Here is a 15,762-nt window from a genome sequence, read left to right on the forward strand (position 1 = left end):
TCAGGGCATCACTTCGAGCGTGGCCGCATAGCTCAGGCGGCGCTCCTTGGCGTTCGGCACGGTGGTCTTGTTGTCGCGCGTGGACACGTCGAGCCAGTACATGCCGGCGCTCGGCCAGGTCACGCTGAACTGGCCCTTGTCGTCGGTCTTGACCTTGAACTCCTCGAGCTTGTCGCGGTACTGCGTGTTGCCCGCGGTCACCGTGACCTCGAGGTCCTTGGCGGGCTGGCCGTCCAGGTGCAGCGTGAAGCTGGCCTTCTCGCCCTTGGCGAGGTCGGTCGGGCTGCCGGTGGAGATCAGCTCCAGGCCCTGGCCGATCGGCTTGAGCGCCGAGGGCTTGCCGACGGTGACGAAGGTCTCGATGCGGCCCGAGGACTGGGTGATGGTCACGTCCTGCGCATCGGCCGGGATCTCCTTGGCGATGGTCTCGGGCGTGCCGCGCGCGCGCTTGTTCTGGCCGGTGGCCTTGTCCTTCCAGCTCGCGAAGGCGCCGCCGTTGATCACGGCGATGCGGTAGGTGCCGGCCTGCGCAACCGGCACGTCGAACACGTTGCGCTGCTTGAGCTTGGCCTCGCTCTCGGGCTTGACGGCGCTGCCGTCGGGCGCGGTGATCTGCAGGCCTTCGAGGCGCAGCGGCGCATGGTTGGCGACGAACAGGTCGTTCGACACCGCGGCGTCGACGCTGACCGTGTCGGCCTTCGAGAACACGGTGCCCGAGGGCAGCAGCCAGGCGTTGTGCGCCTGGGACAGCGGGGCGATGGCGACGAAGGCGGCGGCAATGGCGGCGGCGCGCAGGCGGAGGATGTTCATGGCGATTCCTTGAAGGTGAGCGGCGAAGGTGCGGGGCGGTGTGGCGGTCAGGGCTTGAGCTCGAGCTTGATCTCGCCCAGTTCTTCCTTGCCCGAAGCGGTCGGCTGCGAGGCGCTGGTCGGTGGCCACTGGAACGGGATGCTCACGACCTCGCGGCCGCCGACTTCGCGCGCGGCTTCCACCACCAGCTTGTAGCTGCCCGGCGCCAGTTGCGGCATCGGCGCGCTGCCGTCGGTGAAGCTCAGCTGGTGCTTGCCCGCGGGCTTGGTCGCGCCGGTCACGCCGTCGATCGGCACCGACAGGTCGCGGCCGCCGCGGCGCCACCACTGGCGCATGTCCTTGAGCCACTTGGTGCCTTCGCCCTCGGGGTTGTTGGTCTTGGTGCGCACGTCGTACCAGACCGCCAGCGTGCCGGCCACGGTGTTGTCGGCGCGCTCGATCCAGGTCGCGATGTAGGGGCGGTGGTATTCCGACACGTTGAGGCGCGGCACCTCGATGTTGACGCCGAGGCTGGCCGAGAAGGCCGGGGCGGCGAAGAGCGCCGACATGGCGAGCGGTGCGAGCGAGTAGCGGATGTGCACGGGAGGAACCTCTTTCTTCGAAGCGGACGGAACGAGAGTCAATGAATGAAAAGCAGCGCGAGCAGCACCGGCACCACCAGCCCCATGCCGACCATCGGCCAGGTGAAGGGACGGTTGCCCGCGTGCATCTTGAGGATGAACAGGCCGGTGATCGAGAACACCAGCGCGGCACCCGCGAAGATGTCGATGAACCAGCTCCAGGCGGTGCCGGTGTTGCGGCCCTTGTGCAGGTCGTTGAAGTAGGAGAGCCAGCCGCGGTCGGTGCGCTCGTATTCGGCCTCGCCGTCGGCCAGGCTCAGGCGCAGCCAGGCGTCGCCGCCGGGGCGGGGCAGCGACAGGTAGATCTCGTCGTCCGACCATTCGGCCTCGCGGCCGGCGGTGTCGATGTCCCAGCGCTGGCGCACCCAGGACTGGAGTTCGGCGGGCAGCGCGGCCTTGCCCTTGATCGCCTTGTTCGACTTGACCTCGGCCATGGCCGCTTCGAGGCGGGCGCGCAGCGCCTCGTCGATCGTCGCGTGCAGCCGCGTGACCTGCGGCTTGCCCTCGATCTGTCCCGCGTGGTTGAGCGTGAAGCCGGTGACGCTGAACAGCACCATGCCGATCAGGCAGATGGCGGAGCTGACCCAGTGCCATTCGTGCAGGGTTTTGAGCCAGTAGGCACGGCGGCGGTTGTCGGGAGAGGCGGCATTCATTGGCGGCCGGCATTTTAGGCGCGCAAATGAGAATTGATTTCGTTTGGCAATCGGGGACGACCCGTGCCGAGGGTATCGATCCGGCCGGATCGAAGGTAAATCCTTCGTCTTATGCTATCAATTAAATAGCATGTGAAGTTTGGTAAAGCGAAAACGCCGGGCCAAAAAAAGCGGGACCGAAGTCCCGCAGTTGTTCATGGCGTGCCGTGTGGCTTGCGAGGGCGAGGCTTACTCGAGTTCGCCCATCTGCGATTGCAGGTAGTTCTGCAGGCCGACGCGGTCGATCAGGTCGATCTGGGTTTCGAGGAAGTCGATGTGCTCCTCGGTGTCGTCGAGGATTTCCTGCAGCAGGTCGCGCGAGACGTAGTCGCGCACCGATTCGCAATGCGCGATGCCGTCCTTGATCGTGGCCTGCGCGCCGGTCTCGGCGCCGAGGTCGCAGCGCAGCAGTTCGGGCACGTCTTCGCCGATGTTCAGCTTGCCCAGGTCCTGCAGGTTCGGCAGGCCGTCGAGCATGAAGATCCGGTCCATCAGCTTGTCGGCATGCTTCATCTCGCCGATCGATTCTTCGTATTCCTTCTTGGCCAGCTTGTCGAGGCCCCAATGCTTGAGCATGCGGTAGTGAAGGAAGTACTGGTTGATCGCAGTCAGCTCGTTCTTGAGCTGCGCCTGCAGATGCTCGATGACCTTGGGATCGCCCTTCATGGTGTTTTTCCTTGTTATGAAAGCAGTAAAGGCCGCGATTGTCGGAGCGCGAAGGAGGGTGGCGCAAGCAAAGCCATGCATTCGCGCTCTGCATGCGTTTGATGCTGATACACGTTCGTATCCGGAGGGCGAGCCATGCCGCCAGGCATGCGGCCCGCCCATCGCAAGACATAGGGGGCTGCAATGCATTTAATAGCTATGAACTATTGAAAGATGCCATTTGGTAGCTATACTCATGGTTCGCTTCTTTCATCACCACCAAGGAAACCAGCAATGTCCCTGATCAACACCCAAGTCCTGCCCTTCAAGACCCAGGCCTACCTCAACGGCAAGTTCATCGATGTGTCCGACGAGACGCTGAAGGGCAAGTGGTCCGTGCTGATCTTCATGCCGGCTGCCTTCACCTTCAACTGCCCGACCGAAGTCGAAGACGCCGCCGACAACTACCCCGAGTTCCAGAAGCTGGGTGCCGAGGTCTACATCGTGACCACCGACACGCACTTCTCGCACAAGGTGTGGCACGACACCTCGCCGGCCGTCGGCAAGGCCAAGTTCCCGCTGGTGGGCGACCCGACCCACACGCTGACCAACAACTTCGGCGTGCACATCCCCGAAGAAGGCCTGGCACTGCGCGGCACCTTCGTGATCAACCCCGAAGGCATCATCAAGACCGCCGAAGTGCACTCCAACGAGATCGCCCGCGACGTCAAGGAAACCCTGCGCAAGCTCAAGGCAGCCGTCTACACCGCCGCCCACCCGAACGAAGTCTGCCCGGCCAAGTGGAATGAAGGCGACAAGACCATCGCCCCGTCGTTCGACCTCGTCGGCAAGATCTAAGGCGCTCCGCGCGAAAGCCCGGGCGCTCACGAGGCCCCCGGGTTTTTTTGTCCCCAATTGATAGTTTCCAGTTATCGAAAGAGAGTCCCTCATGCTCGACGCCAGCACCAAAGCCCAATTGAAGAGTTACCTCGACCGCGCCACGCAGCCGATCGAGATCGTCGCCTCGCTCGACGACAGCAAGGCCTCGGACGAAGTGCTGTCGCTGCTGAAGGACGTGGCCGAAGCCTCGTCGCTGGTCCGCCTGAGCGAAAGCCGCGACGACAACCACCGCAAGCCCTCGTTCTCGGTCAACCGCCCGAGCGAAAACCACGGCCCGCGCTTCGCCGGCCTCCCGATGGGGCATGAATTCACCTCGCTGATCCTCGCGCTGCTGCAGATCGGCGGCTACCCGCCGAAGGTGGAGCAGGCCGTGCTCGACCAGATCAAGGCGCTCGACGGCGATTTCGAGTTCGAGATCTACGTCTCGCTGACCTGCCACAACTGCCCCGACGTGGTCCAGGCGCTGAACCTGATGGCGGTGCAGAACCCGCGCATCCGTACCACGATGATCGAGGGCGGCACCTTCCAGGAAGAAGTGAAGGAACGCCAGGTGATGGCCGTGCCCACCGTGTTCCTCAACGGCACCGAGTTCGGCCAGGGGCGCATGAGCCTGGAAGAGATCCTCGCGAAGATCGACAACAGCGGCGTCGAGCGCGAAGCCAAGAAGATCGCCGCCAAGGACCCGTTCGACGTGCTGATCGTCGGCGGCGGCCCCGCGGGTGCCGCGGCGGCCGTGTACGCGGCGCGCAAGGGCATCCGCACCGGCGTGGCTTCCGAGCGTTTCGGCGGCCAGGTGCTCGACACCATGGGCATCGAGAACTTCATCTCGATCAAGGAGACCGAGGGACCGAAGTTCGCCCATGCGCTCGAGGAGCACGTGCGCGACTACGAGGTCGACATCATGAACCTGCAGCGCGCCAAGGCGTTGATTCCGGGCGAGGGCTTGATCGAGGTGCAGCTCGAGAGCGGCGCGTCGCTCAAGAGCAAGTCCGTGATCATCTCGACCGGCGCGCGCTGGCGCAACATCAACGTGCCCGGCGAGCACGAGTTCAAGAACAAGGGCGTGGCCTACTGCCCGCACTGCGACGGCCCGCTGTTCAAGGGCAAGCGCGTGGCGGTCATCGGCGGCGGCAACTCGGGCGTCGAGGCGGCGATCGACCTGGCCGGCATCGTGGGCCATGTCACGCTGATCGAGTTCGACACCCAACTGCGCGCCGACGCCGTGCTGCAGCGCAAGCTGCACAGCCTGAAGAACGTCGACGTGTTCACCAACGCGCAGACCACCGAGATCACCGGCGACCAGAAGGTCAACGGCCTGGTCTACAAGGACCGCGCGACCGGCGAAGCCAAGCGCGTCGACCTCGAGGGCGTGTTCATCCAGATCGGCCTGGTGCCCAACACCGACTGGCTCAAGGGCACGATCGAGCTGTCGAAACACGGCGAGATCGTGGTGGATGCCAAGGGCCAGACCTCGGTGCCCGGCGTGTTCGCCGCGGGCGACGCGACCACGGTGCCGTTCAAGCAGATCATCATCGCGGCCGGCGACGGCGCGAAGGCGGCACTCGGTGCATTCGATCACCTGATCCGCACTTCAGCCCCAGCCTGAGTGGGTGCATCGGCGGCCAGATGAGAATTGTTCTCATAAAATAGTTTTCAGAGGCTCGCGCGCCGCGCATCGCGGCGAGAACACCAACAAAAGGGAACCGAGCCTCCCGCCGCCAGCCAGGTCAGCCGCGCCGCTTCCGCCGCGCCGAGGTCCAGCAAGCCGTTGTTCATTCCAACGCTTGCCGGACCTTTTTTCGTGGCCGCCACCTCTACCCGTCCTTCGCGCTTCGCGCGCTCGTCTTCCTCTTCTTCCCGACCCGCGCGCGCGCGCCGCGCGCTGCTGCCCTGGCTGATCGCCAGCGGCTTCGGTGCCACGGCACCGGCCTGGGCCCAGCAGCCGCCGCAACAGGTCGCCGCGCTCGGCGAGATCGTGGTCAGCGGCTCGCGCTCCGAACAGGAGAAGGACGCGCTGCCGGTCAGCGTCGAAGTGCTCAACCGCGAGACGATCGAATCGAAGCAGATCAACGACATCCGCGACGCGGTGCGCGACCTGCCGAACGTCTCGGTCAAGCGCTCGCCGGCACGCTTCGGCCTCGCCCAGGGCAACACCGGCCGCGACAACAACGCCGGCTTCAACATCCGCGGCCTCGACGGCAACCGCGTGCTGCTGCTGACCGACGGCATCCGCACGCCGCGCAGCTATGTCTTCAGCGCCAACGCCTTCGGCCGCGACTACTTCGACATCGGCCTGATCGAGCGCATCGAGATCCTCAAGGGCCCGGCCTCCGCGCTCTACGGCTCCGACGGCCTCGCGGGCCTGGTCAATTTCATCACGCGCGATCCGTCCTCGTTCCTGCGCGACGGCAAGCGCTTCGGCGGCAGCGCCAGCGTCGGCTACAGCGGCGACGACAACGGACGGCGCGCCGGCGTCACGCTCGCGGGCAAGCCCAACGAGACCTTGCAGTGGCTGCTCTCGGCCAACCTCGGGCGCTCGCACGAGCTCGAGAACCGCGGCAGCTACAACGCGCCCAACGCCGACCGCACCACGCCCAACCCGCAGCGCGACCGCAGTGGCGCGCTGCTGGCCAAGGTCATCCTCACGCCGAATGCCGACCAGCGCCACGGCTTCACCTTCGAGCACATCGAGAAGACCAGCCGCTACGACCTGCTGTCGGGCCTCGCGAAGCCACCCTATGCCTCGACCTCGGTGGTCGGCCTCGACGCCCGCACCGACCTGCAGCGCGACCGCTTCACCTACGACGGCCGGCTGCGCCTGAATTCGGTCATGGCCGACAGCCTGCAGGCCACGGTGAGCTACCAGAAGTCGAAGTCGCGCGAGTACATCTTCGAGGACCGCTTCAGCGCCGCCGACCGTTCGCGCGACGTGACCTACGACGAGAGCACCTGGCAGTTCGGCCTGCAGGTCGACAAGCTGGTGCGCACCGGCGACTGGGCACAGAAGATCACCTACGGCTTCGACTACGCGCGCACCAACGTGGAGAACCTGCAAACCGGCCTGGTGCCGCCTGCCGGCGAGAGCTACCCGCTCAAGCGCTTCCCCGACACGCGCGAGACCTCCTCGGCCTTCTATGTGCAGGACGAGTTCATCCACGACCGCTGGAGCATCACGCCAGGCATCCGCTTGGACCGCTTCTCGCTCGATGCCGACCAGGCCGGCTTCAACGCGCAGGCGGTCTCGCTCTCGGGCTCGGCGGTCTCGCCCAAGCTCGGCGTGCTGTTCCGCGCCACGCCGCAATGGAGCGTCTACGGCAACTACGCCTCGGGCTTCAAGGCGCCGAACGCGTTCCAGGTCAACAACTTCTTCGAGAACACGATCTCGGGCTACCGCACCATCCCGAACCCCAACCTCAAGCCCGAGAAGAGCCAGAACGTCGAGCTCGGCGTGCGCGGGCGCACCGGCGTGCTGAACTTCGACGTCGCCGCCTTCACCGGCAACTACAAGGACCTGATCGAGAACGACCGCCAGGTCGGCGGCGTGTTCGGCTCGCGCGTGAACCCGGCCACCTTCCAGTCGGTCAACATCGGCCGCGCGCGCATCAGCGGCTTCGAGGTCAAGGGCGAGCTCGACTTCACCGACAACGGCAATGGCTTCTCGGTGCCCTTCGCCTGGGGCCAGACGCGCGGGCGCGATCGCAGCAACGACCGGCCGCTGAACTCCATCGATCCGCGCAAGATCAACCTCGGCCTGGCCTACAAGGCGCCGGCCTGGTCGGTGCGGCTCGACGCGGTGCACCATGCGGCCAAGAAGCGCTCCGACGTGGATGCGGCCGAGATCACCACCGGCGGCGTGCAGTTCCTCACGCCCTCGGCGACCACGCTGGACCTGAGCGCGCAATGGCGCATCAGCCGCGACCTGCGCCTGAACGCCTCGATCACGAACCTCACGAACAAGCGCTACTGGATGTGGAGCGACGTGCGCGGCCTGACCTCCACCGCGCTGATCCGCGACGCCTACACGCAGCCGGGACGCAGCTTCAACGTCTCGCTCGTGGCCGATTTCTGAGCCACCCAATCTCACACAGGAAGGACCACAGACGATGAATGCCGACGACATCCGCCACCGTTTCGCCGAGCTGCGCGCCAAGGGCATGCGCCACAAGGACGCCGCCGCCGCCATGGGGCTGGCCGAGGGCGCCGCGATCGCGGCCCATGCGGGCGCGCACGACCAGGCCCTGCGCGCCACGCCGCTGCGCGGGCCGTGGCTGGCGCTGCTGCAGTCGCTCGAGGCCTGCGGGCCGCTGCTGGCGCTCACGCGCAACGAGACCACGGTGCACGAGAAGACCGGCATCTACGAGAAGCTCTCGGGCGGCGAGGCCATGGGGCTCGCGCTCGGCGAGGCGATCGACCTGCGGCTGTTCTTCAGCCGCTGGCACGCGGGCTTCGCGGTGGACGAGGCGGCCGCCAATCCCGGCGTGCCGTCCTCGCTGAGCCTGCAGTTCTTCGACGCGCACGGCCTGGCGGTGCACAAGATCTTCGTGCGCGAGGCCACCGACCGCGGCGCGCTGCAGGCGGTGATCGATGCGCACGCGGCGCCGGAGCTGCAGGTGGCATTCAAGCCGGCCGAGCCCAAGCCCGCGCCGCGTGCCGACGCCGCCATCGACGCCGGCGCGCTCGCCGAGGCCTGGCGCGGCATGCAGGACACGCACGAGTTCTTCGGCCTGCTCAAGAAGTTCGATACCGAGCGCCAGCAGAGCTTCCGGCTCACCGAGGGCGAGTTCACGCAGCGCGCCGCGCTGCATGCGGTGGGCGACCTGCTGCAGGAAGCGTCCTTCAGCGGCACGCCGATCATGGTCTTCGTCGGCAGCCCCGGCTGCATCCAGATCCACACCGGCCCGGTGGTGCGCGTCGAGCCGATGGAGATGCCGGCGCGTGGCGACGCCGCGCCGATGCGTTGGCTCAACGTGCTCGACCCCGGCTTCAACCTGCATCTGCGCGAGGACCGCATCGCGAGCGTGTGGATCGTCGAGAAGCCCACCAGCGACGGCCACGTGACCTCGGTCGAGGCCTTCGACGGCGAAGGCGAGCTGATGGCGATGTTCTTCGGCGCGCGCAAGCCTGGCGTGCCCGAGCGCGAGGACTGGCGCAAGCTGGTGCGCGGGCTCGCGCGGCTGTCCGCGACGGCGCCGGCAGCCTGATCGCTCGAACGTTTTTCTCCTTGCCCCACGTTTTTTCTCCATGACCGAAGAACGCATCTCTCCCTTCCTCGTCCGCCGCCGCGACGCATTGCGCCTCGCCGCCGCGGCCTCGCTCGGCGCCGCCGCGCTGCCCTTGTTCGCCCAGTCGCCCGAGGCGAAGAAGCTGCCGCGGCTCATCACCGTGAGCGGCGCGATCACCGAGGTGGTGTACCTGCTCGGCGCCGAGGGCCAGCTCGTCGGCACCGACACCACCAGCCTCTATCCGGCCGCGGCGCGCGGCACGCCCAAGGTCGGCTACATGCGGCAGCTCTCGGCCGAGGGGCTGCTGTCGCTCAAGCCCGATGCCGTGATCGCCACCAACGAGTCGGGGCCGCCGGTGGTGCTCGACCAGGTGCGCTCGGCCGGCGTCGAGGTCGAGATCGTGCAGGCCGACCACAGCTGGGGCGAGGTGCAGCGCAAGATCCAGGTGGTGGGACGCGCCGCGGCCCGCGAGGCGCAGGCGCGCGCGCTGCAGGTGAAGCTCGATGCCGAATGGGCCCAGGTGCAGCAGCGCGTGGCAGCCGCGCAGGGCCGCAAGCCGCGCGTGCTATTCGTGCTCTCGCACAGCGCGAGCCCGCAGGTGTCGGGCGAGAAGACCGCCGCGCACGCGGTGATCGGCTATGCGGGCGGCGTCAACGCGCTCGGCGGCTTCGAGGGCTACCGCCCGATGACCGCCGAGGCCATGGCCACGGCCGCGCCCGACATCGTCATGACCAGCGACCAGAGCATCGAGGCCCACGGCGGCGTCGAGCGCTTCTGGCAGCGGCCCGAACTGGCGCTCACGCCCGCGTTCAGGAAGCGCTCGCTGGTCACGCTCGACGCCTTGCTGTTGCTGGGCTTCGGCCCGCGCATGCCGGCGGCGATCGCCGAGCTGCATCCGAGGTTCATGGCCGCGGTGGCATGAGCCAGCGCTTCCCGCCGCGGGCCGTGGTGGCCGGCTGCGCGCTGCTGCTCGCCTTCGCGCTCGCGCTCGGCGCGGTCTCGGGCGCCTACGCGATCAGCCTGCCGCAACTGTGGAAGGTGCTGGCCTCGCTGGGGCAGGGCGCCGCGGCCGACAGGTCGCCCGAATACCTGGTGTTCGTCAACATCCGCCTGCCGCGCCTGGTGCTCGGCGTGGCGGCCGGCGCGGGCCTGGGCATGGCGGGCACCTTGATGCAGGGGCTGTTTCGCAACCCGCTGGCCGATCCCGGCCTGGTGGGCATCAGCAGCGGCGCCGCGCTCGCGGCCGGCGTCACCATCGTGCTGGGCGCGTGGTTCATGCCGGTGCTGCCGCGCACGCTCGGCAGCTGGACGCTGGTGGTGATGGCCTTCGGCGGCGGCCTCTCGGTCACCTTGCTGATCTACGCGCTGTCGCGCAGCGAGGGCGGCACGCGCATGGCGCTGATGCTGCTCGCGGGCATCGCGGTCAATGCGCTGGCGGGCGCGGGGCTTGGTTTCCTCAGTGTGATTGCCACCGACGAACAACTGCGCAGCCTGCAGTTCTGGCTGCTCGGCAGCCTGGGCGGCGCGCGCTGGAGCGCGGTGATCCTGGTCGGCGTGGCGGTGCTACTGTCCTGCGTGGCAGCGGCCTCGCTGGCCGCGCCGCTCAACGCGATCGCACTCGGCGAATCGCAGGCGGCGCTGCTGGGCGTGGACGTGGAGCGCATCAAGCGGCGCGCCATCGTCGTCACGGCGGTGGCGGTGGGCGCGGTGACGGCCACCACCGGGATCATCGGCTTCGTCGGCCTGATCGCGCCGCATTGGGTGCGCATGGTGGCCGGGCCCGATCACCGCGTGGTGCTGCCCGCCTCGGCGCTGCTGGGCGCGGCGCTGGTGCTGGTGGCCGACACGGTGGCGCGCACCGCGATGGCACCGGCCGAGCTGCCGCTGGGCGTGCTCACGGCCTTCATCGGCGTGCCGATGTTCCTGCTGATGCTGCGGCATTTCCGGGGGCGCATATGAAGGCGCCGGATCTGGAACTTGGATTGCGCTGCGAGGACGCCGAGGTGCGCATCGGCGCCAAGGCGCTGCTCTCGCGGGCCACGGTGCGGCTGGCGCCCGGCCGCGTGACGGCGATCCTCGGCCCCAATGGCGCGGGCAAGTCGACCTTGCTGTCGGTGCTGTCGGGGCAGCGCGAGCCCACGGCGGGCCGGGCGCTGCTCGACGGCCGGCCGCTGCGCGCCCACGGCATGCCGGCGCTCGCGCTGCGGCGCGCACTGATGCCGCAGGAAAGCGCGGTGGCCTTCGACTTCAGCGCGCGCGACGTGGTCGCGCTGGGCCGCTATCCGCACCGGCTGGCACCCGCGCCCGACGAGGACGCGATCGTCGCCGCGGCGATGGCGCTGACCGACGTGTCGGCGCTCGCGCCGCGCGTCCTCAACACGCTGTCGGGCGGCGAGAAGGCGCGCGTGCACATGGCGCGGGTGCTGGCGCAGCTGTGGCATCCGCGCGCCGACGGGGCCGCGCGCTGGCTGCTGCTCGACGAGCCGACGGCCGCGCTCGACCTGGCCCACCAGCATGCCGCGATGCGGCTGCTGCGCGGCTGGGCCGGGCAGGGCGTCGGCGTGGTGGTGGTGCTCCACGACCTGAACCTGGCGCGGCGCTATGCCGACGAGGTGGTGGTGCTGGGCGTGCCCGATGTCCCTGGCGGGTTGTGCCAGGGCCCGACCGCCGAAGTGCTGGCGCCGCCGCTGATCGAGGCGGTCTGGCGCATGCCGTGCCAGAGCGTGGTCGGCGCGGACGGGATCGAGCAGTACCTGTTCGGCTAGAAGCCGCCGTCCGGGGCGTTCAGTAGTTCAACCGCTCCGGCCGCAGCTCCTGCAGGATCGTGGTCGCGATCTCCTCGATCGACTTGGTGGTGGTCGAGAGCCAGCGGATGCCGGCGCGCCGCATCATGGCCTCGGCCTCGCTGACCTCGTGGCGGCAGTTCTCGATGCTGGCGTAGCGCGAATTCGGCCGGCGCTCGTTGCGGATCTCGCTGAGCCGTTCGGGCTGGATGGTCAGGCCGAAGATTTTTTTGCGATGTGGAATGAGCGCCGGTGGCAGCTGGCGGCGGTCGAAGTCTTCCGGAATCAGCGGGTAGTTCGCCGCCTTGAGGCCATGCTGCATCGCCAGGTAGAGCGAGGTGGGCGTCTTGCCGCTGCGGCTCACGCCCACCAGGATGACGTCGGCGCCCTGCAGGTCGCGGTTGCTCTGGCCGTCGTCGTGCTGCAGGCTGAAGTCGATCGCGGCGATGCGGTCGTTGTACTCCTTGCTCTTGCTGACGTCGCTGAAGCGGCCGATCCGGTGGTTGGACTTCATCGCCAGCTCGATCTCTAGCGGGCGCACGAAGGTGCCGAACATGTCCAGCAGCATGCCCTTGCAGCCGGTCTCGATCACTTCCAGCACGTCCATGTTGGCCAGCGTGGTGAAGACGATCGGGCGCACGCCCTCGAGTTCGGCCGTGTGGTTGATCTGCCGCACCGCCTGGTGGGCCTTGTCGACCGTGTCGGTGAAGGGCATCCGCACATGGCGCGGTTTCATCTCGAACTGGGCGAGCACGGCGTTGCCGAAAGTCTCGGCCGTGATGCCCGTGCCGTCGGAAACGAAGAAGACAGTTCGTGTGTGCATGGTCTGGCGGTGTTGTCCTGCGACGCGCGCGGCCCCGGCGCGCCTACAATCCGCCCCATTATCGGGATTCCGCCCCTCGGCCCCCACCGTATCTTTCCTTCCATGCCCACCGCGTCCGCACCCAAAGCAACGACAACGATCGTGCCGCGCCGTCCGCATGGAATGCAGCAGGTTTCAACTTCTGGAGCTTTCCCATGTCTGCACTTTTCGACGCGACCGCCCTGGTCGTACCGTTTGAAAACCTGAGAATGACCGACGTCGAGGCGGTTGGCGGCAAGAACGCCAGCCTCGGCGAGATGATCTCGCAGCTGCCCCAGGGCGTGCGCGTGCCCACGGGCTTCGCGACCACCGCCCATGGCTTTCGCCAGTTCCTGGCCCACGACGGGCTGGCCGACAAGATCAGCAAGCGCCTGGCCGCGCTCGACACCGAGGACGTGCGCGCGCTGGCCACCGCCGGCGCCGAGATCCGCGCCATGGTCGAGGCCCAGCCGTTCCCGGCCGACCTCGAGAAGGCCATCCGCGACGCCTTCGCCGCCCTGAGCGCCGGCAACCCGCAGGCCTCGTTCGCCGTGCGTTCCTCGGCCACCGCCGAAGACCTGCCCGACGCCTCCTTCGCCGGCCAGCAGGAGACCTTCCTGAACGTCGTCGGCATCGAGGACGTGCTGCACAAGATGAAGGAGGTGTTCGCCTCCCTCTACAACGACCGTGCCATCAGCTACCGCGTGCACAAGGGTTTCGCCCACGACGTGGTGGCGCTGTCGGCCGGCGTGCAGCGCATGGTGCGTTCCGACCTCGGCGCGGCCGGCGTGATGTTCACCATCGACACCGAGTCGGGCTTCGAGGACGTGGTGTTCATCACCTCCAGCTACGGCCTGGGCGAGACCGTGGTGCAGGGCGCCGTGAACCCCGACGAGTTCTACGTCCACAAGCCCACGCTCAACGCCGGCAAGCGCGCGGTGATCCGCCGCAACCTGGGCTCCAAGCTGATCCAGATGGAGTTCGCCACGCCCGAGGAGAAGAAGGCCTCCGGCAAGCTGGTCAAGACCACGGACGTGAAGGCCGAGCAGCGCAACCGCTATTCGCTGACCGACGACGAGGTCGAGCAGCTCGCGAAGTACGCGCTGGTGATCGAGCAGCACTATGGCCGACCGATGGACATCGAGTGGGGCAAGGACGGCACCGACGGCCAGATCTACATCCTGCAGGCGCGCCCCGAGACGGTGAAGAGCCAGCAGCAGGGCAAGGCCGAGCAGCGCTTCAAGCTGCTGGGCCGCGGCGCCGTGCTGGCCGAGGGCCGCGCGATCGGCCAGAAGATCGGCACCGGTCCGGTGCGGCTGGTCCACAGCATCAGCGAGATGGACAAGGTGCAGGCCGGCGACGTGCTGGTCACCGACATGACCGACCCGAACTGGGAACCGGTGATGAAGCGCGCTGCCGCCATCGTCACCAACCGCGGCGGGCGCACCTGCCACGCGGCCATCATCGCGCGCGAACTGGGCATTCCGGCCGTGGTCGGCTGCGGCGACGCCACCGACCTGCTGAAGGACGGCACCCTGGTCACCGTGAGCTGCGCCGAGGGCGACACCGGCTACATCTACGACGGCCTGCTCGAGACCGAGGTCACCGAGGTCCAGCGCGGCGTGATGCCCGAGATCGACATCCAGCTGATGATGAACGTCGGCAACCCGCAGCTGGCCTTCGACTTCGCGCAACTGCCCAACCACGGCGTGGGCCTCGCGCGGCTCGAGTTCATCATCAACAACAACATCGGCGTGCACCCGAAGGCGATCCTCGACTATCCGAACGTCGACAACGACCTCAAGAAGGCCGTCGAGTCGGTGGCCCGCGGCCACGCCTCGCCGCGCGCCTTCTACGTCGACAAGGTGGCCGAGGGCATCGCCACCATCGCCGCGGCCTTCTGGCCCAAGAAGGTGATCGTGCGCCTGTCGGACTTCAAGTCGAACGAATACCGCAAGCTGATCGGCGGCAGCCGCTACGAGCCCGAGGAAGAGAACCCGATGCTGGGCTTCCGCGGCGCGGCGCGCTACCTCAGCGAGGACTTCGGCCAGGCCTTCGCCATGGAATGCGAGGCGCTCAAGCGCGTGCGCAACGACATGGGCCTGACCAACGTGCAGATCATGGTGCCTTTCGTGCGCACGCTGGGCCAGGCCGAGCGCGTGACCGGCCTGCTGGCCAAGTACGGCCTCAAGCGCGGCGACAACGATCTCAAGCTGATCATGATGTGCGAGGTGCCGAGCAATGCCATCCTGGCCGAGGAGTTCCTCGAGTACTTCGACGGCTTCTCGATCGGCTCGAACGACCTGACCCAGCTCACCCTGGGCCTGGACCGCGACTCGGGCCTCGAGCTGCTGGCGGCCGACTTCGACGAGCGCGACCCGGCCGTGAAGGCCATGCTGAGCCGCGCCATCAAGGCCTGCAAGGACAAGGGCAAGTACGTCGGCATCTGCGGCCAGGGCCCCTCGGACCATCCCGACTTCGCGCTGTGGCTGGCGGAGCAGGGCATCGAGTCGATCTCGCTCAATCCCGACAGCGTGATCGACACCTGGCAGCAGCTCGCCAAGCGCTGAGCCGGCCCGACCTGCGGGAATCCCCATGCGGGGATTCCCGTGTCAGGCGGGTGTCAATCTCTTGGATTGACGTTTCCGGTGTCAGACTCGTGAAATTCATCACGAGTCGGCGTTGACCGGACTTCCGTGGCGTGCGGCGCCCCCGCTCGCGGCGGTAGCCGGCCGGCAGGCCGTCGGGAGACACGCATGATTCTTGTCAAGACGGAGACCGGCCAGCAGGTCCTCAAGGACCGCTCGGTCCCGCTGTCGCCGCGGCAGCGCACCGCCTTCATCCTGTTCGACGGCAAGCGTTCGGTCGACGACGTGATCGCCGCCGGCGCGGGCATCGCGCGCGAGGACATCGACCAGATGGTCGCGCTGGGCCTGCTGAGCCCGCCGGGCGGCACCGTGGCGGAGGCGCCGACCGCGGATTCCGCCGAGGCGGCGCCCAAGGCCTCTTCCGGCCGCAGCAGCCAGCAGCGCTACACCGACGCCTATCCCATCGCCACGCGGCTCACGGCCAGCCTCGGGCTCAAGGGCGTGCGGCTGAACCTGCAGGTCGAAGGGGCGGGGGGCTACGAGGACCTCGTGGCGCTGGCGCCGAAGATCCGCGCGGCGGTCGGGCCCGAGAAGGCCGAGCCGCTCGACCGGGCGCTGTACGACTGAGTCCTGCGGCCTTCCGGGCCTTGCCAGGCGCTCG

At 67.9% G+C, this 15,762-nt stretch carries 14 protein-coding genes; 9 read left to right on the top strand and 5 right to left on the bottom strand.

Features of this window, described 5'->3' with window-relative positions; translation table 11 throughout:
- From INQ48_11120 to bfr, 4 genes are all read right to left on the bottom strand, one after another.
- Positions 1–810, bottom strand: a complete 810-nt coding sequence (locus tag INQ48_11120) for a DUF4198 domain-containing protein (GenBank protein QRF59731.1) — start codon at positions 808–810, stop codon at positions 1–3.
- A 47-nt stretch (positions 811–857) separates the two neighbouring features.
- A complete protein-coding gene (locus INQ48_11125) occupies positions 858–1,358 on the bottom strand; it encodes a DUF2271 domain-containing protein (protein QRF60691.1) in 501 nt (166 codons plus the stop codon).
- A 71-nt stretch (positions 1,359–1,429) separates the two neighbouring features.
- Positions 1,430–2,083 carry a PepSY-associated TM helix domain-containing protein gene (locus INQ48_11130; GenBank protein QRF59732.1) on the bottom strand — a complete coding sequence of 218 codons (654 nt, stop codon included), beginning with the start codon at positions 2,081–2,083 and terminating at the stop codon, positions 1,430–1,432.
- 228 nt (positions 2,084–2,311) lie between these two features.
- Entirely contained in the window at positions 2,312–2,788 is a 477-nt protein-coding gene (gene bfr / locus INQ48_11135) for a bacterioferritin (protein ID QRF59733.1), read from the bottom strand.
- 273 nt (positions 2,789–3,061) lie between these two features.
- Between bfr and ahpC the strand changes: the two genes are divergently transcribed.
- The 7 genes from ahpC to INQ48_11170 all read left to right on the top strand — a co-directional run bounded on the left by ahpC (position 3,062) and on the right by INQ48_11170 (position 11,654).
- The gene (gene ahpC / locus INQ48_11140) at positions 3,062–3,625 is read left to right on the top strand and encodes a peroxiredoxin (protein ID QRF59734.1); all 564 of its coding nucleotides are present in this window, start codon (positions 3,062–3,064) and stop codon (positions 3,623–3,625) included.
- Positions 3,626–3,716: 91 nt separating this feature from the next.
- Positions 3,717–5,273 carry an alkyl hydroperoxide reductase subunit F gene (gene ahpF / locus INQ48_11145; protein ID QRF59735.1) on the top strand — a complete coding sequence of 519 codons (1,557 nt, stop codon included), beginning with the start codon at positions 3,717–3,719 and terminating at the stop codon, positions 5,271–5,273.
- Between the two features lie 276 nt (positions 5,274–5,549).
- Entirely contained in the window at positions 5,550–7,736 is a 2,187-nt protein-coding gene (locus tag INQ48_11150; protein QRF60692.1) for a TonB-dependent hemoglobin/transferrin/lactoferrin family receptor, read from the top strand.
- A gap of 34 nt (positions 7,737–7,770) precedes the next feature.
- Positions 7,771–8,868: a hemin-degrading factor gene (locus tag INQ48_11155; GenBank protein ID QRF59736.1), complete on the top strand. Its 1,098-nt coding sequence runs from the start codon at positions 7,771–7,773 to the stop codon at positions 8,866–8,868.
- A gap of 40 nt (positions 8,869–8,908) precedes the next feature.
- Positions 8,909–9,811: an ABC transporter substrate-binding protein gene (locus tag INQ48_11160; protein QRF59737.1), complete on the top strand. Its 903-nt coding sequence runs from the start codon at positions 8,909–8,911 to the stop codon at positions 9,809–9,811.
- A complete protein-coding gene (locus INQ48_11165; GenBank protein QRF59738.1) occupies positions 9,808–10,848 on the top strand; it encodes an iron ABC transporter permease in 1,041 nt (346 codons plus the stop codon). The genes INQ48_11160 and INQ48_11165 overlap by 4 nt, the downstream gene beginning before the upstream one ends.
- On the top strand, positions 10,845–11,654 hold the full coding sequence (locus INQ48_11170; GenBank protein ID QRF59739.1) for a heme ABC transporter ATP-binding protein: 810 nt from the start codon (positions 10,845–10,847) through the stop codon (positions 11,652–11,654). Before INQ48_11165 ends, INQ48_11170 begins: the two co-directional genes overlap by 4 nt.
- Positions 11,655–11,673: 19 nt before the next feature.
- On the opposite strand, the gene INQ48_11175 is transcribed toward INQ48_11170, so the two are convergent.
- Positions 11,674–12,495 carry a kinase/pyrophosphorylase gene (locus tag INQ48_11175; protein ID QRF59740.1) on the bottom strand — a complete coding sequence of 274 codons (822 nt, stop codon included), beginning with the start codon at positions 12,493–12,495 and terminating at the stop codon, positions 11,674–11,676.
- A gap of 194 nt (positions 12,496–12,689) precedes the next feature.
- Here INQ48_11175 and ppsA point away from each other — a divergent pair, with 194 nt between their 5' ends.
- Both ppsA and INQ48_11185 read left to right on the top strand, forming a co-directional pair.
- On the top strand, positions 12,690–15,083 hold the full coding sequence (ppsA, locus tag INQ48_11180) for a phosphoenolpyruvate synthase (GenBank protein ID QRF59741.1): 2,394 nt from the start codon (positions 12,690–12,692) through the stop codon (positions 15,081–15,083).
- Positions 15,084–15,269: 186 nt separating this feature from the next.
- Positions 15,270–15,728, top strand: a complete 459-nt coding sequence (locus INQ48_11185) for a hypothetical protein (GenBank protein QRF59742.1) — start codon at positions 15,270–15,272, stop codon at positions 15,726–15,728.
- Positions 15,729–15,762 lie beyond the last annotated feature (34 nt).

This window comes from Variovorax paradoxus, from assembly GCA_016806145.1.
In the GTDB taxonomy this organism is placed as follows: Bacteria; Pseudomonadota; Gammaproteobacteria; order Burkholderiales; family Burkholderiaceae_C; genus Variovorax.